At 68.3% G+C, this 19,468-nt stretch carries 16 protein-coding genes; 1 reads left to right on the forward strand and 15 read right to left on the reverse strand.

Features of this window, described 5'->3' with window-relative positions:
• Positions 1-2,261, reverse strand: a 2,261-nt coding sequence (locus E6K79_01310; protein ID TMQ66589.1) for a DUF4131 domain-containing protein, incomplete at its 3' end; no start/stop codon positions are given.
• Positions 2,262-2,318: 57 nt separating this feature from the next.
• Positions 2,319-4,841 (reverse strand): PEGA domain-containing protein, encoded by a 2,523-nt coding sequence (locus E6K79_01315; protein ID TMQ66590.1) that lies wholly within the window; start codon positions 4,839-4,841, stop codon positions 2,319-2,321.
• A gap of 134 nt (positions 4,842-4,975) precedes the next feature.
• On the opposite strand from E6K79_01315, the gene E6K79_01320 reads away from it, so the two are divergent.
• Positions 4,976-6,373 carry a LysM peptidoglycan-binding domain-containing protein gene (locus E6K79_01320; protein ID TMQ66591.1) on the forward strand — a complete coding sequence of 466 codons (1,398 nt, stop codon included), beginning with the start codon at positions 4,976-4,978 and terminating at the stop codon, positions 6,371-6,373.
• A gap of 4 nt (positions 6,374-6,377) precedes the next feature.
• On the opposite strand, the gene E6K79_01325 is transcribed toward E6K79_01320, so the two are convergent.
• The 13 genes from E6K79_01325 to E6K79_01385 form a co-directional block, all read right to left on the reverse strand.
• Positions 6,378-7,676 carry a glucose-1-phosphate adenylyltransferase gene (locus E6K79_01325; GenBank protein TMQ66592.1) on the reverse strand — a complete coding sequence of 433 codons (1,299 nt, stop codon included), beginning with the start codon at positions 7,674-7,676 and terminating at the stop codon, positions 6,378-6,380.
• Positions 7,673-8,947, reverse strand: coding sequence for a glucose-1-phosphate adenylyltransferase (locus E6K79_01330; protein ID TMQ66593.1), 1,275 nt, complete (start codon positions 8,945-8,947; stop codon positions 7,673-7,675). Before E6K79_01330 ends, E6K79_01325 begins: the two co-directional genes overlap by 4 nt.
• A gap of 27 nt (positions 8,948-8,974) precedes the next feature.
• Positions 8,975-10,009, reverse strand: a complete 1,035-nt coding sequence (locus E6K79_01335) for a PorV/PorQ family protein (protein ID TMQ66594.1) — start codon at positions 10,007-10,009, stop codon at positions 8,975-8,977.
• A gap of 91 nt (positions 10,010-10,100) precedes the next feature.
• On the reverse strand, positions 10,101-10,538 hold the full coding sequence (locus E6K79_01340) for a PilZ domain-containing protein (protein ID TMQ66595.1): 438 nt from the start codon (positions 10,536-10,538) through the stop codon (positions 10,101-10,103).
• A 54-nt stretch (positions 10,539-10,592) separates the two neighbouring features.
• The gene (locus E6K79_01345) at positions 10,593-12,665 is read right to left on the reverse strand and encodes a VacB/RNase II family 3'-5' exoribonuclease (GenBank protein TMQ66596.1); all 2,073 of its coding nucleotides are present in this window, start codon (positions 12,663-12,665) and stop codon (positions 10,593-10,595) included.
• 118 nt (positions 12,666-12,783) lie between these two features.
• On the reverse strand, positions 12,784-13,062 hold the full coding sequence (locus E6K79_01350; GenBank protein TMQ66597.1) for an integration host factor subunit beta: 279 nt from the start codon (positions 13,060-13,062) through the stop codon (positions 12,784-12,786).
• Positions 13,063-13,144: 82 nt separating this feature from the next.
• Positions 13,145-14,038 (reverse strand): signal peptide peptidase SppA, encoded by an 894-nt coding sequence (sppA, locus tag E6K79_01355; GenBank protein ID TMQ66598.1) that lies wholly within the window; start codon positions 14,036-14,038, stop codon positions 13,145-13,147.
• A 513-nt stretch (positions 14,039-14,551) separates the two neighbouring features.
• Positions 14,552-16,081 carry a 2,3-bisphosphoglycerate-independent phosphoglycerate mutase gene (locus E6K79_01360; protein TMQ66599.1) on the reverse strand — a complete coding sequence of 510 codons (1,530 nt, stop codon included), beginning with the start codon at positions 16,079-16,081 and terminating at the stop codon, positions 14,552-14,554.
• Positions 16,082-16,110: 29 nt separating this feature from the next.
• The gene (locus E6K79_01365; protein ID TMQ66600.1) at positions 16,111-16,560 is read right to left on the reverse strand and encodes a hypothetical protein; all 450 of its coding nucleotides are present in this window, start codon (positions 16,558-16,560) and stop codon (positions 16,111-16,113) included.
• Positions 16,557-17,330 (reverse strand): lipoate--protein ligase family protein, encoded by a 774-nt coding sequence (locus E6K79_01370; protein ID TMQ66601.1) that lies wholly within the window; start codon positions 17,328-17,330, stop codon positions 16,557-16,559. Before E6K79_01370 ends, E6K79_01365 begins: the two co-directional genes overlap by 4 nt.
• 10 nt (positions 17,331-17,340) lie before the next feature.
• Entirely contained in the window at positions 17,341-17,979 is a 639-nt protein-coding gene (locus E6K79_01375; GenBank protein ID TMQ66785.1) for a hypothetical protein, read from the reverse strand.
• A gap of 13 nt (positions 17,980-17,992) precedes the next feature.
• Entirely contained in the window at positions 17,993-18,826 is an 834-nt protein-coding gene (locus E6K79_01380; protein TMQ66602.1) for a hypothetical protein, read from the reverse strand.
• A complete protein-coding gene (locus E6K79_01385) occupies positions 18,823-19,464 on the reverse strand; it encodes a hypothetical protein (protein ID TMQ66603.1) in 642 nt (213 codons plus the stop codon). The genes E6K79_01380 and E6K79_01385 overlap by 4 nt, the downstream gene beginning before the upstream one ends.
• Between the last annotated feature and the right edge of the window lie 4 nt (positions 19,465-19,468).

A 19,468-nucleotide genomic window follows, 5' to 3' on the forward strand; every position in this document is an offset into this window, starting at 1 on the left:
CTCGAGGTCCGGCTCCCGTGGTGCGGCGCCTTGAGCACCGAGACCGGGCCAAGGCGAGGAAGCACGGCCGCCTCCCCCGCCGACTCGAGGTCGCCGGCGAGGAGAATCGAGGCGCCGGCCGCGCGAAGCGTGGCGGCGAGGGAGCGATCGTTCTCACCCCCGGATTCCAGGCCGCGCATGATCTCGATCGTGGAGCGTCCCGGAAGCGCGAGGGAGGAGTCGCGGGAGAGCGGAACCAGCCGTCCTCCCCCTCGCCGGAGGGCCGCCCGGAGCCGGAGGCGCCACGCTCCGGACGAATCGCTTCCGTTCTCGATCAACGCTCCGATCCATCGCCGCCGGGCCAGCCACGCGAAGCCGCCGAAGTGATCGAGGTGCGCGTGCGAGAGGATGGCCACGGTGGCGCGTCCCCTACCCTCCAGGCGAAGAGCCGGCTCGATGACGAGCTCCCCGGCGTCCCGTCCGTCGTCGGCGGGACCGGCATCCACGAGGATCGACTCTCCGCCCGGGAGACCGATCCACGTTGCGTCTCCCTGCCCGACGTCGAGCGAGAGCACCACGGCTTGCTCCTGGGACGGTGCCGGCCCGGGCCAGCGCGGCGCCAGCGGCACAAGCGCCGCGAGCGCGAGCGCTCCCAGCGACCACCGCGCGGCGGAGCCCCGAGGCGGATCACCGCCCCGCGCCGCCTCGGCGCGGGCCCACGCGGCAAGGAGCGCCACGAGCGCGACGGCGATCCACGCGACGGGCGCCAGTCCGGGCACGAGCCACGGTGAGAGGAGGCCCGCGCCGCGATCGTTCAACGTGAGGAGCAGGAGACCCGACGCATCCAGCGCGCCCGCGCCCATCGCGGCGACCGCGGTCGGGCACGCGGCCCGGAGGAAGAGAAAGAAGATCGCCTCCGCCATGAAGAGCGTGCAGAGCGGGATCACGGCCAGGTTGAGGAAGATTCCGATCACCGGCACCGCGCCGAAGAGCCGCGATTGAATTCCCGTGGTCCCGGCCGTCGCGCCGCCGCTCTGTAGAAAAAGCGACCAGGTCCCGCGCGCCCACGACTGAAGGCACGACCGAATCCTCCCTCCTCCGTTCCGGCTCTCTCCGGGAAGGCGCGAGAGGACACCCGACGCGCCGAGGCCGAGGACCGCCGCGAAGGAGAGCTGGAAGCCGGGATCGAGAACCGAAGCGGGGTCGAGGAGATGGAGGATCAGCCCGGCCAGTCCCCACGCCGCGAACGGCCGGACCACCTGCCCCCACGCACGGCCGCTCCTCACCGCGGTCCACAGGACCGCCGACCGAATCGCGGAGGCCGGCGCCCCAACCAGGGCCACGTATCCCCAGAGCGAGAAGAGCTCGAGCCCGATCGCGGGAACCGCCGGCATGCGGAGCGCGGTCGCGAAGAGCGAGAGGAACCCCGCCAGGATGCAGACGTGAAGTCCGGAGATCGAGAGGAGGTGAATCGTCCCTCCGTCGCGGAACGAGTCGCGCATCGCCGGCGAGATCCCGGAGCGGTCGCCGAGGAGCATCCCCCTCGCGAGGGCCGCGACCGGAGGGCTCACGGCGGCGGCGAGCTGGCGCGCGACACGGTCGCGCACGATCGCGCCGAAGTCGCCGCCGCGCTCGGGCGGATCGGCCGGGGCCGACGGCGAGAGCGGATCGACCGAGATCGTGCCCGCCATCCCGAGCGCCGTGAGCCATCGCCCGGGGGCGGCCCCGCCCGGGTTGCGCGCATCCTCCGGCGGCCGGTAGGCGCCCGAGATCCGGAGCCAGAGCCCGGGAACGATCCATCGCGGGGCGATCGTCGAATCGCGCCACCGGAGGAGAAGCCGCGCCCGGCACTCCCTCTCCGCGCCTCCGACCCGCGCGCGGCGCGCCTCGAACAGGACCGAGGGCGGCTCGGCGTCGATCGCGGCGGTATCGAGCACCTTTCCTTCGAGCACGACCGCTACTTCCCGCGGATGGACCGGGAGCGGCCACGCGGCCCGGTCCGACTCCGCGCCCAGCGCCGCACCCGCGAGCAGGAGGGAAATCCACCCCGCGGCCGCTTCCGCGCGCCGCGCGTGTCGCGGGTCGAATCCGATTCCCGATCGCGACCGGATCGCGACGGCCGCGGCGAGCGAGACCGCGCCCATGGCGATCGCGAGCGCCCGCGAGCCGCTCTCCACGACCGCCGGAACCGGCGTCAGCGAGGAGACAAGGTGTCCCGCGCAGATCGGAAGCCAGAGCGCCACCGGCGCCGGCACGACGAGACGAGGCCAGCCTGGACGCATGCCGCGTCCCTTGTCCGGGGAGGAGAACGGTTCTGACGGCTGGGGAGGAGCGCCGCCCTACAGCTTGACGCGGACGGTGTAGATCTCGGAGAAGGTCTCGCGGCCGGCCGTGCCGGTCGCCTTGAAGAAGAACCGAACCTGGCGCGCGTTGCTGCGCAGGACTTCGGGAGGAAGGAGCGCGGCGAACGTGCGCGTGCCCTCCTCGAGCCGGGTCATCCGCTTCGCCTGGAACGACCCGCCGGGCGCCGCCGCGTAGAGCCAGAGCGCCATCGAGGGATCCCACTCCGAGGTCGGCAGCGCGATCGTGAGCGGCATCGGGTTCGTCACGTCGATGGCGTCCGGAGGATCGAAGTGGAGCGGCTCCTCCGAGCGCGCGCCGAACTCGGCCGTGACGAAATGCTCCCCGCCCGCCTTCACCTCCAGCACGGTGACCTGCGGCGGGAAACCCCGGCGCGCCACACGCACGCTGTGCGTTCCCGGCTTCAGATCCACGGTGGCGGGCGTCACGCCGCGCGCTACCCCGTCGACCCAGTACGGATCGCCTCTCCCGGATTCGAATCCCGAGTCGCCCAGGATCGCCGTCCGGATCGTGATCTTTCCGTTCTCGGGCACCGGTCCCGGATTTCCGACCAGCTCCACCGGGCGGTCGCGAAGCACCTCGACCTCCTGGGCGCTGGTGGTGAGGCCCGGCCCGCCGAACCGAACGAGATGCCGACCGACGACGACTTGCGGAAGGGAGAGCGGGGTCGTGCCGGCGTAGACACCGTCCACGTAGACATCCAGCACCCGCGACGGCTCCGACGAGCGGAACGAGGCGACGCCGAAGAGAGCGGGGTGCACGGTCAGGCGCGAGCCGGGCGTGATCTCCACCGTGTCGCGCCACGCGCCCCACGGGCCCCAATCCAGCTCCACGCGATGGAGCCCCGCGTCCATGGTGACGCCCGCGAGCGGCGTCTTCCCGTCGAGCGTCACGCCGTCCACGCGGACGGTCGCTCCCGGTGGATCGGAGAAGATGTCGGCGAGTCCGGTCGCGGCCGTCACCACCCCAGGCGCGGGCGCGTGGCCGCGATTCGTGCCCAGGATCCCCGGCACGAGCGACCGCACGAGCAGCGCCAGCGCTACGATCGCGAGGGCGCCGCCGGCCGAGAGCGCGAGCGGCTCGTACCACGGACGCTCCTCGCCGACCGGCGCGAGGGCGGCGGGACGTGAGGGGCGCGGCGACCGTTCCTTCCGCCACTCCGTGTCGTCCGCCGGAACCTGCCAGGAATCGAGAGCCGTCGGCCGTTCCGGAAGCTCGCGCGGCGCCTCCGGAGGCTCCATGTCCGCCCGGGCTTGCTCCGCCTCGATTTCATGAGGCTCCGCTTCGATCGCCGGGAGCTCCGCTTCGGTCGCCGGCAGCTCCGCCTCGACGAATCCGCCCGACTCCGGAAATTCCGCCGCCACCGAGCCCTGGTACGCGGCACCGTCGTCACGGACTTCGATCGCGTCTAAATCCATATCCGCTGGCTCGATCTCTTCCGCATCGAAATCGAGCAGCCCGCCCCGGATGAGCTCTCCCTTTCCCCACCCGCTGTCGCGCGGAGGCGGATCGATCTGGGGCGGCTCCCGGTACGGCGGCTCGGGGCGCGGCGGCTCCATCCGATGCGATCCGCCCCAATCGGCCGCGCCTCCCACGAGTTCGACCTCGTTGAGCGGCTCCTCGAGAATCGAGGGAGCAAACGCGTCCACGATCGATTCGAGCGATTCGGCCGTCTCGACGATCGATTCCGATTCCGACGGCTCGAGAATTCGAATCGCGATCCGGCCGCGGTCGGACGCTCCTTCGACGCCCGCGCGGAGAAGCTGCGCGCCGTCGCGCGCCATCGCGAGATCCCGCGCGAGCACCGCGAGCTCTCCCTCGCGGAGCTGGCGCGTCGAAAGGACGTAGAGATCTCCCGGTGGAGGACGGAGGGGAACGATCTCGATCCGCACTTGGGGCTCGGAGCCGAGGGCGCCTCGCGGCGCCTCCGCGCCGAAGGTTCCCTCGCCCCTTCCCAACCTCGAAAGGAGGCCGCTCCGGAAGCGCAGGCAGGGGCAGTCGCCCGCGCTCACCGCCACGGCATCCTCGCCGAGCAGGAGAAGGACCAGCACCGAGACCCAGGGCCGCTCGCTCTCGGGCCGTGCCATGAGCTCGGCGTGCAGAGCCCGGAGCGCGCCGATCACGCGCCGGAGAGGCGCGTCGGCGGTGTCCCCGGGGGCGCTCAGGGCGAGCGAGATCTTCTCCCTCACCCAGATGGTCGGATCGATCACGTCGGCCGGCCCCATCGAGCCTCGGGCAGTCAGCGCGAAGCCCCGCTCGGGATCGAAGTGCGCAAGGGCACCATCCCGATCGGGGCTTCTGACGAGGCCAGCGATACGGAACTGTGAGATGAGCTCCGCCTTCATCACGCCCGCAGAATAGGAAGGCGCTTCGGCGGTGTCAACCGGATTGGGTGGCATATGACTTGCAATGACTTGATTTAGAAGGGCGGAGGAGGTCTCGATTGGGCCACTTCCGGCCACGTTTCCGGCTGCCGGAGCGTTCTCGCTTGCAAGATGCATTGGAGAACCGGTAGCGTCCGGAGGTTCTGCATCAGGGACCCCCTCATGGGGGCAAGGGAAAAACGCCGATCGGACAGCTCCACCAACGTGGCCTCGAGTCCGGTCGACCTCGCCGATAACAGACGGAGGCCCCGTTGATTCAGCTTCGCTCCATCCTAATCCTGACCTTGCTCAGCCTGACGGCGGCGGCCCCTTCACGGGCCGCGGCGGCCGTATTTGGCCCCGACATGCCCGGTTGGTCGCCGGCCTCGTCTCGTGATCCGGTGCCCGCGGCCGAAGAGAAGCAGCCGGACCGCGACCCTCTGGATCCGATCCGGGAAAAGCTCTCCAAGGCCGAGGATCTTTCTCGCTCCGGGAAGGCGTCGGACGCGGTGTCCACCGCGGAGGACGCGCTCAAGGATCTGGGGGACCTGCCGCCTTCGCGCTCCGGTGTGTCCTCCCTTCGAGGGCGGCTCGAGGAAGTGCGCGACCGCGCCGCGCGCTCGGCCGATGACGATGCCGACGTCGCGGATGGAACTCCCGACCTGCCCCATACCCTGAAGCCCGTCGAGCCCGAGCGGAACGAGCGCGTCGACGTCTGGCTCGCGTACTACACGGGAAGAGGGCGCGAGCGCTTCCAGCTCTGGATCACCCGCTCCGCGTCGTACATGGATCTCCTCACGAAGAACCTCCGCGCCGAGGGCGTGCCCGAGGAGCTTGCCAATCTGGTCTTCGTGGAGAGCGGCTTCAACATGCACGCGAAATCGGTCGCGCGCGCGGTGGGCCCGTGGCAGTTCATCCGCGGGACGGCGCGCCTCTTCGGTCTGGAGATGACCCCGTACAAGGACGAGCGCCGCGACCCCGAGCTGGCGACCCGCGCCGCAGCGCGGTATCTGCGCAGGCTCTACGAGCTGTTCGACGGCTCCTGGCCGCTCGCCCTCGCGGCCTACAATTCCGGCGAGGGCACCGTCCAGCGGGCGATCCGCCGCCAGCGCACGACCGATTTCTGGGCCCTCCGCCTCCCGCGGGAGACGAAGGACTACGTTCCGAAATTCATGGCCGCAATGGAGATCGCTTCGGATCCCGAGCGGTACGGCTTCGAGATCCCCGAAAACTCGCCGCTCCGCTACGACGAGGTGGTCGTGGAAGGTGCCATCGACCTGAGCGAGATCGGGCGCGTCAGCGGCGTCGAGGTCGAGGAGCTGGAGCGGCTCAATCCCGTCTTTGTCCGCCACCGGATGCCCGGCGACCAGGACGGAACCAGCCTGAAAGTTCCGCACGGGATGGGCGAGCAGATCCAGCTGGCGCTCGAGACGACCTATTCTCCCAGGCCGCTTTCGAGGACCGAGCTCCGGACCGCGGCGCGCGAGCACCGGGCGGATATGCGCCGGCCCGTTCGGAGGAGCCGCTCGGGCATTCACATCGTGCGGCGGGGCGAGACGCTTTCCCAGATCGGAGCGCGGTACCGCACCAGCACCACGCGTCTGGCCCGGTTGAACGGGCTCTCGGACGCGAGCGCGATTCACGCCGGCCAGAGACTCCGCGTCCGGTAGCCGGCTAGCGCCGCGTCTGTCCCGCGGGCGCCGACGGCGCGCCGCTGCCCCGCTCGAGCACGTCCCCGCTCGCCACGCCCGCCGCGGGAAAATCGTCCTCCACGAGATCAGGCGCGATCCGCGCGTTCTTCCCGATCACGATACCTTCAGGTACCCGCGTCTCTTTTCCCACGATCGTGATCCCCGAGCTCAGGTGCTCGGGACACGATCGGTTTGGAATCAGAGGTCCCGTGCCGAGCACCGCATCCCGACCGACGTGAACGCGCTTGTCGCAGATGATCCGATCGAGCACGGCGCCCGGGCCGATCCACGTCTCCCCCATGAGAATCGACTCCCGCACCACCGCTCCCTCCTCGACCACCGTCCCCGGAAACAGCACCGACCGCTCGACCGTCCCGTTCACGATCGTTCCGTGCGTGACGATGGAGGAGCGGATGTGCGCCCGCGCGCCGATTCGGGCCGGCGGGCTCTCGGTGCTCGGCGTGAAGATTGGCCACCGGGCGTCGACGAGCGGAAACGGCGGATCGTCGCGCAGGAGGTCGAGGTTCGCCCGGTAGTAGGAGTCGAGGGTCCCGATATCCTCCCAGTACCCCACGAAGGGATACGCGGCGACCCGGCCCCGCCCCACCATCGCGGGAAGGATATTCTTACCGAAGTCGTGCCCTGTATTCTGCTCGGCGTCGCTCTCGAGCGCCTGGAACAGAGCCGCCCCCCGAAAGACGTAGACGCCCATGGAGATCTTTCCCGACGGGGGGTTCCGCGGCTTCTCGAGGAACTCCGTGACCCAGCCCGCTTCGTCCGTGCGGATGATGCCGAACTGCGACGCCTGCTCGATGGGTACCTCCGCCACCGCGATCGTCGCGTCGGCGCCGCGCTCGAGATGGGCCTCGATCATCGGCCGGTAGTCCATCCGGTAGACGTGGTCCCCCGAGAGGACGAGGAAGTGCTCGGATTCGCGCTCGGCAATCCGGTGCCAGTTCTGCCAGACGGCGTCCGCGGTTCCCCGGTACCAGTCGTTCTCGGTCCACCCCTGGAACGGCTGCAGGAGCTCCACGCCGCCCCGCTTGCGGTCGAGATCCCACGGCCGGCCGATCCCGATGTGATTCCGAAGCGAGAGCGGACGGTACTGCGTGAGAATGCTGACGTCGAAAATTCCCGAGTTGACGCAGTTCGATAGCGTGAAGTCGATGATCCGGTATTTCCCTCCGAACGGAACGGCCGGCTTGGCCCTCTTCTCGGAGAGCAGGCAGAGGCGGCTTCCCACGCCCCCCGCCAGGATCATCGCGTACGCGACGAAGCTCATCGGCGCCGCCGCTCCCGAGGACGGACGGTCGAGCCCGCGGCGAGTTCGGTGCTCTCGAAGTCGGCCTCCCGGACGCCGCTCTCGATCATCGCGTTCCTCCCGATGCGCGCGCGGGCAGGAATCTCGGCGCGCTTGCCGATGACGCTCAGACCCGACTCGAGATCGCCGAGTGTGTCCGGCCGCCGCGCCGGCGTCCCCACGCCGACCTCCGCCCCTTCCCCGATCCGCACCTGCTTGTCCACGATCGTCTGCTCGATCCGCGCGCCGCGGGCGATCCACGTGTCGTGCATCACGATCGAATCCTCGACCACCGCGCCCGCGTCGACCTGGACGCCGGGAAAGAGGATCGATCGCCGCACCGTCCCGTCGATCCGGCCGCCGTGCGCGACGAGGCTCGACGTCACGTCTCCCCCGCCCCCGAGCACGGAGGGAGCACGATCCTCGCTCGGCGTGTAGATGAGCCAGTCCGGATCGTGAAGGTTGAGTGGTGGACGGGGGCGCAGGAGATCCATGCTCGCGCCGAAGTAGGAGGGGATCGTGGCGACATCGCGCCAGTACGAATCGAGCGGGTCGGCGTAGACGGGAAGCCCTTCATGAATCATCGGGCGGATCACGTCGTGAACCAGGTCGGGCCCGAGCGCGGGGTCGGCGAGCCGCTCCATCAGGTCGCGACCCCGGAACAGGTAGATCGCGGCGGAAATCTTCTCATCGGCCGCGCCGCCGCTTCGATCCGCTAACGCTCGCACCCTCCCCGCGGTGTCCGCCTCGACCACTCCGTATCGATCCCGCTCTCCCTCGGGGCTCCGTGTCGTGACGATCGTGAGGGCCGATCGGCGCGCTTCGTGGCGCTCGATCAGCGGACCGTAATCCATCTTGTAGATCAGATCCCCGGAGACCACGAGGATGTGCCGGGCCTGGGCATCGGCGATCACGTTCCGGTTCTGCACGAGGGCGTCGGCCGTGCCGCGGTACCAGTTCGTTTCGCGCTGGCGGACGTACGGCTGCAGGAGGCGAATGCCCCCGTCGCGCCGGTCCAGGTCCCACGCCCTCCCGATCCCGATGTGCTCCTGAAGCGAGAGCGGCGCGTACTGGGTCAGGACGCCGATCCGCGTGAGACCCGAATGAACGCAGTTGGAGAGCGTGAAGTCGATGACGCGGTACTTGCCGCCGAAGGGGAGCGCGGAGGCCGGGCGCATCCGGCCGAGGGCGTGCAGCCGCTCGCTCCTCCCCCCGGCCAGCACCAAGACGAGGATCGACGGCACGACGATCAGACGCGGACCTCCGGCCCGAAAGGGTCCCTAGAAGGAGTACGAGCCCGAGATGCGGTGGCTGGCGTCTAAGTCTTGATGATCGAGGAAGGCGTAGTCCAGTCCGATCTTGCGATATCGGAACCCGGCCCCCGCGGAGAAATTCTTGGCTTCGAAGCCCGCGCGCAGGGCCACGCGCCGGTCGAGCCAGTACTCGAGGCCGGGGTGGAACTCGAACGTGACCGCTCCGAGATGGGCCTGGCTGGAGAGCCGCTCGTCGGAGAAGCCGACCTGGACGTCGAGCGCCGCGGTGACGACGTGGCGGCGGCCGTGAAACGCCTGAGTCTTGGCCCCGCCGATCCGAAGCGACGGCGCGATGAATTCGTTCGTGCCGGTGTTCCAGAGAATCCGCGTGGTGGTCGCGTCGGTGAGCTTGGCACCGGCCGACAATCCGTGCGGGCCCACATAGAGGGCCGCCACGTCCAGCCCGAAGCCGTTCGAGCGGAGGCTGTCCCCAAGCCACTGCCGGATCACCTTGAGGCTGCCCCCCAGGGACAGCTTCTGTCCCAGGGCACGCGCATAGCTGAAGAGAAGGGCCACGTCGTTGTCGCTGTCGAAGACGAATTGGCTTTCGTCGACGATCAGCCGGTCCTCCGGATAGTCGAACTTCCCGTTCCCGTTCACGTCGAGAATCTGGAGACCCCGCGTGTCCGGGATGTTGTCGACCCCGAGCCGGATGAGGGAAATGGCGAGGGCCTGCTTCGGCTGGCCCGGCGCGCTGAGCGGCATCGTGTACGAGAGGAAGTCGTATTTGACGATCGAGCCGAACTGCTCGGCGTGCATGGCGGTGATTTCCCGCGAGGTGAGGGTGGCGAGCCCGGCCGGATTCCAGAACGCGGCGGTTCCGTCGTCGGCGAGCCCGGCGAAGGCGCTCCCCATCCCTAGGGCGCGGGCGCCGACCCCGATGCGCAGGAACTCCCCAGCGTAACGGGTCGCGCCGGCAGGCGCGGGGGCGAGGATCGCGCCGGCGAGGATCGCGCAGGCCAGGAGGCGCCGGGGCGGGAGAGAGCGTTCGGAGCGGGTCATGGGTGGCGGTTCAGGCTCCTATGGGAAGGAATGGGCCTTCGTCCTCCACTACCCTGGGGCGGGGCGTTGGGTTCCGCCCCGCGCCGAAGGGTCAAGGCGCCGCGGACTTCCGGCGCGGCTTGTGCGAGGCGGCGTCTCCGTTGACCGACGGGAGGCGGCGGATCGTCCGCCAGAGCACGTATTGCTCGATCAGCTCCCGGTCGCCGACCGTGAGGTCGGTGAAGTAGCAGGCAAGCTCGTAGCGGAGCTTCTGGCCGGACCCTACGCGCTCCTCGCACCGGACGATCACCCCTTCGCACTGAAGCATCCGCTCGCGCCTGAGCCGCCGGCCAAAGGGCGGGAGGAGAAGCGTCAGCGCGACCTTGGTCAAAGGGGAGAGGAAGAGGCGGCTCCCGAACTGGATGCCGCTCGAGGAGAGATTGATGCTCTCCGTCGTCAGGACGGAGGCGTCGTCCCGACCCGAAATCTGCATCGCCAGCTTGGCGGGAATCCGCGGCGATTTTCTTCGCTCGCGGCCGGGCTTCGTCATGTGGCTCTCCTTCTCGGCGCTAGAGCTCGCCAGGTCGGGGGATGAAACACGCCGCTAGCGGCGGCGCTTTCGCCCGGGCTTCGCCGCGCGGCGGCCAGGGTGCTTGGTTCGTTCGGCCTTTCCGCCCGCGCGACGGGCAAGGCCCAGCTCCACCTCGCGGCGGTCCAGGTCCGCGCGCGCGACCAAGACCTGCACCGTATCACCAAGCCCGAGGCGATGCCGCGACCGCTTCGAGCGAAACGAAAATCCATGCTCCGCGAGCGTGAGCGAAGGGTCCCCCACCGAGCGCTTGGGGAGAAAGCCCTCGATGCGCCACGCCTCGATCCAGATGAACAAGCCCGCCGGGGTCAGTCCGGAGATCACCCCTCGCGCTTCCTCGCCCAGTCTCTGGAGCGCGAACCGAACGGCCTTCCGCTTCTCGACCGACCGCTCCGCGTCGTCCGCGCCCACCTCCGCGGCGGACGTGGCGGCCGCGACCGAAGCGTCGAGCCAACCCGCCGAGAACGCCCACGGGTCTCCCGAGCGCTTCGCCCCGTCCACCAGGAATCTCTTCACGATCCGGTGGTTGGCCAGATCCGGATATCTTCGGATCGGGGAGGTGAAGTGGGCATACCCTTCCATCCCCAATCCGAAGTGGCCGACATCGACCAGGTCGTACCGAGCCTTCTCGAGCGCGCGCAGAAGGTACATGTTGAGCAGCCGGTCCTTCGCGCTCCGCCCGTGGCTCACCCAGCGTTGCAGCTGCTTCGCGTCGGTGACGATCTGGGTCGGTCCTTGACGACCCAGATACTGCGCCGCCTCGAAGAACGAGCGCAGCTTATCATAGCGAGGTCGCTCGTGAACCCGGTAAAGAAACGGGAGCTCGAGCGTGCGAGCGCGCTTGCCGACGACCTGATTCGCGAGCAGCATGAACTCCTCGATCAGCTCGTGCGTCGGAAGCCGGGGCGCCTCGTCGAACACGATCGGCTCCCCCCGCGCGTCCAGCTCGGGCTTGATCTCGGGAAGATCGAGCTCCAGCCCGCCGCGCTCGAGCCGCTTCGAGCGGAGCGCCTTCGCCAGCCGGTCCAGCGGTCGGAGCGCGCCCGGGATATCGCCGCTCCCTTCCCGAAGCAGCCGGTGCGCTTCCTGGTAGGTGAGGTCCTTGGCGCTCCGGATGATCCCCTCGACGACGCGGGAGCTCCGGAGCTGCCCGTCCGCGGTGAGATCCGCCACGACGCTCACGGTCAGCCGGTCCTTCCCTTCCGACAGGCTGCAGAGGCCGGAGGAGAGCGCCGCGGGCAGCATCGGAAAGGTCGTATCCGCCAGATAGACGCTGGTCCCCCGCGCTTGGGCCTCGCGGTCGAGCGCGCTGCCCGGCCGCACGTAGTGGGTCACGTCGGCGATGTGGATCCCCACGGTCGCGCTCCCGTCGGGCCGCTCCTCCAGCACCGAGAGCGCATCGTCGTGGTCCTGGGCGTCCTCGGGATCGATCGTGAGGACCAGGCCATTTCGAAAATCGACGCGATCGTGGGCGGCGCGGGCGACCGAATCCTCGTGAAACGCCGCGGCCTCGTGCTCGGCCTCGGGGTCGAATTCGGTCCGGATCCCCTCCTCCAGCGCGACGAGGAGGCTGTCCTCGCGGGGATCGTCATCGGCGAAGATGGCCTCGATCGTGCCGACGAGCGGCTCCGGTGGGGTCGCCTTCAACCGCACGAGAATCCGGGCGCCGGAGGCGGCGCGCCGGCTCGCGTGGAGGGTCAGGATGATCTCGCGGGGATACTCGGGACGGTCGGGCAGAAGCGCGGAGCGCCGGCCGCGCCCCTCGAAGCGCCCGACGATGCCGTAGCGGGTGCGCTCGAGGATCTCGAGCACCTCGTGGGAGTCGCCCTCGCGGCGGGTGTCGAGGTGTCCGACCCGCACGCGGTCACCGTGGAGGGCGCCCCCCATGGCGTGTGGAGGAATGAACAGATCCTCTCCGCCGTCCTCCGCGATCACGAAGCCGTAGCCGAAGCGGGTGCACTTCAGCCGGCCGACGAGGGATCGTCTCGTCACGGGTGAAATGGGACCGGCCCGGGCACCCCGATGAGGGGCGCGCCGGGCCGGATGGCGCTCCGAATGCGGCGACGATCGAGCCGCGCCCACGCCAATTAGCGAAGCTTCTTCTTGTGCCGATCGCGGCGAAGCCGCTTCTTCCGCTTGTGCGTGGCGATTTTCTTGCGCTTGCGTTTTTTTCCGCTTCCCATTGCTCTCCCTTGCCCCCGGGCGCTCAGCCCCCGCGGACCGCTCCCTTGAGCTCGTTCGAGGCCTTGAAGACGGGAACCAATTTCGCGGGGACCATCACCTCGGCGCCTGACCTTGGATTCCGGGCCTTCCGCGCCTTGCGCTCCCGCACCTTGAACGTTCCGAATCCGCGAATCTCGATGTGCTTCCCCTCACTCAACGCCCGCGAAATGGCGTTCAGCAGCTGATCGACGATCGTCGCCGTCTCGCTCTTGGAGATTTTGGTCTGCGAAGAGATTTCATCCACGAGATCGGCCTTGGTCATGGACTCCCTCCTGCTTATTCGCCGTTCGACCGCGAATCGGTCGGTGGCGCAGAATCTAGCACCGGCCCCAACCGCCCGTCAATCAGCGCAGGCGATACTCGAGGCGAGGACCCTTCGACGATAGCCCCGCCGCTGCGCCCACCAGATTCAACTTTTCGTCGAGGAGATCGAGGAGCGATCCCCGGCGGCGCTCCTTCCGCACGATCGACGGCTTGCCGTGAATCCCGCCCAGCTTCGCCGCCATGTTGATGGCGTCGTCCAGATCCCCAAGGCGGTCGACGAAACCGTAGTCCAGCGCCTGGTCCCCGGTGAACACGCGGCCGTCGGCGTACGGAAGGATGTCCTCCCGATTCAGGCTTCGGCCCTCGACGATCGCGTCCACGAACTGGTCGTAGACGTTCGTGAGCACGTCCTGGAGCAGCTTCCGCTCCTCCTCGGTCATCGGACGCCAGATCGAGCCGACATCCTTGAATTTTCCGGTCTTCACGACCTCGAGGCGGACACCGACTTTACGGAAGAGCTCCTCCGTGTTCGGGAAGCTCATGATCACGCCGATGCTCCCGGTGAGGGTGCCGGGGTTCGAGACGATGGAATCCGCGGCGCACGCCACGTAGAACGCACCGGATGCGGCAACCCCGGCCAGCGAGGCCACGACCGGTTTCCCGTCCTCCCTGATCTTCCGGACCGCCTCGTACATCTCCTGCGACGCGGCCACGCCCCCTCCGGGGCTGTCGAGGCGCAGGACCACCGCGCGCACGCTGGAATCACGCTCCAGCCGGTCCAGCTGCTCGACGACCGGCTCGGAATCGCTGATCTCGCCGACGATCTCGACGAGCCCCACGCGGCCTCCGAGGCCGGCCAGGCTCGGCCGGTCCCCATTCAACGCCATGTTCACGACCACGAACGCGAGCGCGATCATGGCCACGGTTCCGGCGATGAGTAGACCGCAGCCCAAGAGCCAGCGATTTTGCGCCACGTTGCAATTCCCTCGGTTCCGAACGACAAGGGGAGATCCCGAACAAGCTAGCAGAGGGAGCGGGCGGATTCAAATGAAGGAAGGCGCCGAAGTCCAACTTCGGCGCCTTCGAGAGCCCGGGGGAGGGGCCCTTGGGGATTATTAAAGTTCCCCGCCGGCGTCGTGCGTCCGGTGCCAGTAAACTGCGTCGTCTCGTCGAGGGGATCAGCTCAGGACCGGACGATTCTCGCGAGCACCGCAGGGAACAAACTCGGTTGCTATGTCACGACACTCATGTGTCATTGCAACCGGTGTTCCCCGATCGGCTCTCGGACGAATTAATATCGGCGGGACCGAGCGATGGTGGCTGGACCTAGCCACATTGTAAGTATCATAGTTGCAGCTATCTACGGGTTCTGTCTAACGTACTATCGACGGAGGGTCGGCTTACCGAGAGGGCCCTCTTCGTGAGGGCGAAATTCGAGGCCGGCCGTGGGGAGGGCGGCTCAAAGTCGAGGGGCAAAAGCCCCACGCCTACGGATCGAGGAGGCTTGAACCGGTCATTTCTGGCGGGGCTTCCAGATTCAGCAGACGCAAAATTGTAGGCGCGACGTCGGCCAGGATTCCCGATCGCACCCGAATCGGCTTTCCAGCCGCGATCAGAACCGGCACGGGATTGAGCGTGTGCGCGGTGTGGGGCTCGCCGGTCGCTTCGTCGATCATCTGCTCGGCGTTGCCGTGATCGGCCGTCACGAGCGCGAGACCCCCTCCCCGGCCCACCGCATCGAGAACGCGGCCCAAACATTGGTCGACGGTCTCCACCGCGCGGACGGCGGCCTCGAGCACGCCGGTGTGGCCAACCATGTCGGCGTTCGCAAAATTGAGGACGAAGAAGCCGTACCCGCCGTCCTTGAGCCGCCGCTCCAGCTCGTCGGTGACCTCGAAGGCGCTCATCTCGGGCTTCTGATCGTAGGTCGTAACCTTCGGTGACGGGATCAGGACTCGATCCTCACCCGGAAACGCCGTCTCTTCGCTGCCGTTGAAGAAATAAGTGACGTGCGCGTACTTCTCGGTCTCGGCGATCCGGAGCTGCCGGATGCCCGCCCGGCTCACGACCTCCCCCAAAGTCCGGCGGAGCGGCTCGTCCGTGAAGATCACCGGGTACGGGAACGTCTCGTCGTACTGCGTCATCGTCACGTAATGGAGATCCGTGGGCCGCCCGAGCCTGGGAAAGGCATCGAAGGAGGGGTCCGCGAGGGCCCGGGAGAGCTGCCGCATCCGATCGGGGCGGAAATTGAACGCTAGCACCGTGTCTCCGTCGTGGATCGATCCGTCGGCGCCTTCGATGACGGTCGGCGTCACGAACTCATCGGATTCACCACGCGCGTAGGCGTCCTCCAGCGCCTTTGACGCCGACCTGGCGACGGGTCCATCGCCTAACACCATCGCGCGATAGGCCTTCTCGACCCGCTCCCATCGCTTGTCGCGGTCCATCGCGAAGAACCGGCCCGACACGGTGGCGATGGCGCCCCCCGAGATCGCGCGGAGGACCGATTCCGCGGCCTCGATCGACTTCTTCGCCGAGCGGGGCGGCGTGTCGCGGCCGTCGAGGAACGCGTGGACGCGGATCCGCTTCACGCCGGCATCGGCCGCGATGCGGAGCAGCGCGTGGAGATGGTCCTCGTGGCTGTGCACTCCGCCCGGCGAGAGGAGCCCGATGAAGTGAAGCGTGCCCCGCTTCCTCGCACGGTCGAAGGTCCCCTGAAGCACCCGGTTCTTTCCCAGCTCCCCATCCGCGACGGCCTTGTCGATCCGCGTGAGATCCTGGTAAACGATCCGGCCGGCGCCCAGATTCAAGTGTCCGACCTCCGAGTTCCCCATTTGCCCGGCGGGAAGTCCCACTGCCTCGCCGCACGTCGTGAGGGTCGCGTTCGGATAGGTCGCGAGGAGACGATCCATCACCGGGGTGCGCGCGAGGCGGATCGCGTTCCCCTCCGCGCGCGGATGGATCCCCCAGCCGTCCAGGATGACCAAGCCCACGAGCGGACCGTTGCCGTTGCTCATGCGGGCGAAGGTATCACACGACCGGGCGGTTAGCCTTCGCGCGTCCCGCTCCGATGGAGCAGCAGGGCCACGACGAGCGATCCGATGGAGCACGCGAACGGCACCCACACCGGGAAGATCCACTCGTGGGGAACGAGAAACACGATGTCGCGGTCGCCGAGGCCCGAGGGAAAGCCGGTGAGGAATCGCAGGAACGCGTAATAGAGAAGGTCCCAGATCCCGAAGATCCAAAGGAAGCGCGCCGCCCCTTCGCGCCACGCCGGGCGGCCGAGGAACGCGACCGCCGCGATCATGACGAGCGTTGCCGTCTCGCGCGCCTGCTCGAGCAGGAGCCCGTCGGCCGGAATCGCGTGGAACGGCGGCCGCCACCCTTCGGGGAAGTAGAGGCGCTTCAACGACACCACACAGGCGGTTTCCACGAAGGCCATGGCGGCCGCGTAGAGGGTGATCCCCCACCAGTCGAACCGCGGCCGCCTCATCCTTCCGCCGGCTCCGCGATTCCGAGCTCGGCGAAGACGGCGGGGCGAAGCGGTGCCAGGAGCCGGGCCGAGAGCGCCGCCGCGACGCGCGCGCCCAGGAGCGAATCCACGACGTCGCGCCCCAGGAGCTCGGTCGTGGAGCGCGCGTGCCGCTCGAGCAATGCCCGGTCGCCCCCCGCGTTCGCGCGAAACGACGCGACGTCGCGGTGGCGCGGAGAGAGCGGCACCGAGGCGTGGCTCAGCGCGGCCCCCCGGGTGAACCGGGACGCGATCCCCGCGACCTTGTAGGGACCCACGCGAACTTCCCCTGCGGACGACCGGGCGAAGCAGGGCTGGTCGCCGGGGCGGCCCACCGCCGCCCGCTCCTCACCGGGATCGATCCGCTCCGCCGGAAGCGCGAGCTCTCGGAGCGCCTCCGCCAGCGCCTCGGCCACCAGGTCGGCGAACGCTCGGGGCCGGAGCGCCCACGGACCCGGAAGGCTCGCGGCCACGGCGAACGTGAGCTCCCCGTCGTGCAGCACCGCATCCCCGCCCGTCGGCCGGCGCACGACGTCCAGCTCCGCGGCTTCAACCGCCGCCACGTCCCACCCCGAGGGATACGGCTCCGCCCTTCCCAGGCTCAAGGTCGGCCGCGACCAGGCATACGTGCGGAAGACGGCGCGCGACGGTCCCGACGCGGCCCATTCGAGAAGCGCGCCGTCGATCGCCATCTGATCGGCGCCCGAGCCGGCGCGGTGGGGAAGGTAGTGGACGGAAGGTCGGCCGGACATGGCCACGGCCTCAGAACCGAAGCAGGCCCAGCCAATCGTCGAGAAGGAACATCACCCGTCCGATGAGCAGCGAGACCCGTGCCATGACCGTGTAGCCGTAGGAAGCTCCGAAGCTGATCATCAAAAAGTAGATCCCGACGCGAGCGCTCCCGCCGAGCGCGCCTTTGTGCTCCTTCGAGAAGAAGAAGAAGATGAGCGTGGTGAGGAGACCTCCGACGAGGAGCCAGTTGTTAATCGTCGTTCCGGCGTCTCCCGGGACCCAGAGCGGAAGCATCGTTCCGTGCACCTGCTCCACGAGATCCCCCTGAGCGAACCCGGTGATCCGAAGCGCCGGGTAGACGCCCAGGATGAAGGCGATCGGCCAGCGGGAGAGCCAGTCGCCGCGCGGGAAGAAGCGCGAGAAGAGCATGATGCCGAGCGCGAGCGGGATGAGCAGGAAGTAGTTCCGATCGTGCGTGAAGTTCGTGAAGAGAGGCTGAATCATGTTGGGATAGACGGACGAGATCATCGTGAGCACGACGTAATAGCCGGCCGAGATCCCGACGAAGAGATGCTCGCAGAACTTGTATACGGGGTTGTCCTTGTAGAGAAAGCTGAAAATCCCGAGCGTGAGGAAGGCCCCGATCCAGACTCCGATGTCCGAGCTCAGATGCATGGCTCTCCTATCCCTTCGCGGGCTTCCGCTGCCCGAGAAACGCGATGTTGCCCAGGATGATCATGAACGCGATGAACACGTGGGCCAGGGACTGGGCGTCCATCCCCCTCGTGGCGAGCGCGGGCTTCCCCACGAGAGCTTCGTACTCCGCGGCGCCGGCCATGCCCCCCAGCAGCCCCTGGAGCTGTCCGGCCTGGAGGTAGGGATAATACTCGGGCGCGCTCACGGCGGTGACCCCGGCGATCATCGGCACGTGAAAGCGGGACACCACCTGCTGCACCCACTCCTTGGTCCCCGGATATCCCGCGCTGATGCTCACGATCATGTCGATCTGCTGAAAGTTCTCGATCCCCCTCATGACCGGAATCTTCGAGACCGGAACGCCTCGGCTGTCCACCGGGAACGTCTTCGGAATGCTGGTGCCCATCGAGGACATCACCAGCTCGTTCCCGACCTTGTAGCCCAGGTTCACGTAGTCGACGCCGAGTTTCTTTCCAAGCTCCGCGCCCATGGTCCGCAGCACGTCGTCGCCGATGGGAACGCCCGCGGGGTAGAGCTCGACGCCGATGATCTTGATGTTCCGCCGCATCAGCTGGCGGGCCGCGGCGAGGTGCATGGGATAGTTCTCGGCCCTCGTCCCGGGATCGTAGTCCGCGGCGACCAGCACCGTGGAGCCTTCCGGGAGGCGCTCGATGGCATCGTAGAAGCCCTTTGCGCGATGGCTGGGCACGACGGGCGCGAGGTGAAAGCCGAAGAGGAGCGGGGCGATGACCAGGAGCCCGACGGCCAGAAAGATCCATCGGCGGTCCAGCGCCCGCAGCCCGGCCAGGAAGTCCCTCACGCGCCTCCTTCCCCTCCGCCGCCGTAGGCCTTCTCGAGGCCGAGGATGACCCGGATGCCGGTGGCCATGACCCCGAGCGCCGCGCCGATCAGAATGCCCCGCTTCGCGGCGTTCTGCGGAATCTCCATCAACCAGTCCGCCGCGTCCGGTATGTAATGGCTAATCGCGTTGCCGAGCGGAACGCGGCCGATCATGAGGATGAACGCCGCGATGGCGAGCAGGAGCGCCTCAGGCGAGCGGATCCGGAACGCGCGGAACGCGGCGGACGCGATGAAGAACGCCAGGAGCGCGAACATGGTGGACGTCATCGGCGAGTAGAACGTGAGGTAAATCCACTGGAAGCGTGAATGCACGTCCGAGTAGTGGTTCCCTTCCGAGAACCCGATCGCCATCGTGGTCAGAAGGCCGAGGATGAGCACGATCTTGTAGATCCAGTCACCCTCTCTCCGCTGGGCCTGGCGGAGGTTGATACGCAAGAGATTCGCGACGCCCAGGACGTACGTGCAGCCGACCACCACGATCCCCCAGTTCTGCACGTCGCCGTAGAGATCGTGGATCCAGGGATGCGGCACGAAGAAACCGATCAGGCAGAAGATCCCCGACACCAGAGTGATCAGGATCGGGACTTCGCGCTTCATCGCG

Source organism: Candidatus Eisenbacteria bacterium (genome assembly GCA_005893305.1).
Taxonomy (GTDB): domain Bacteria; phylum Eisenbacteria; class RBG-16-71-46; order SZUA-252; family SZUA-252; genus WS-9.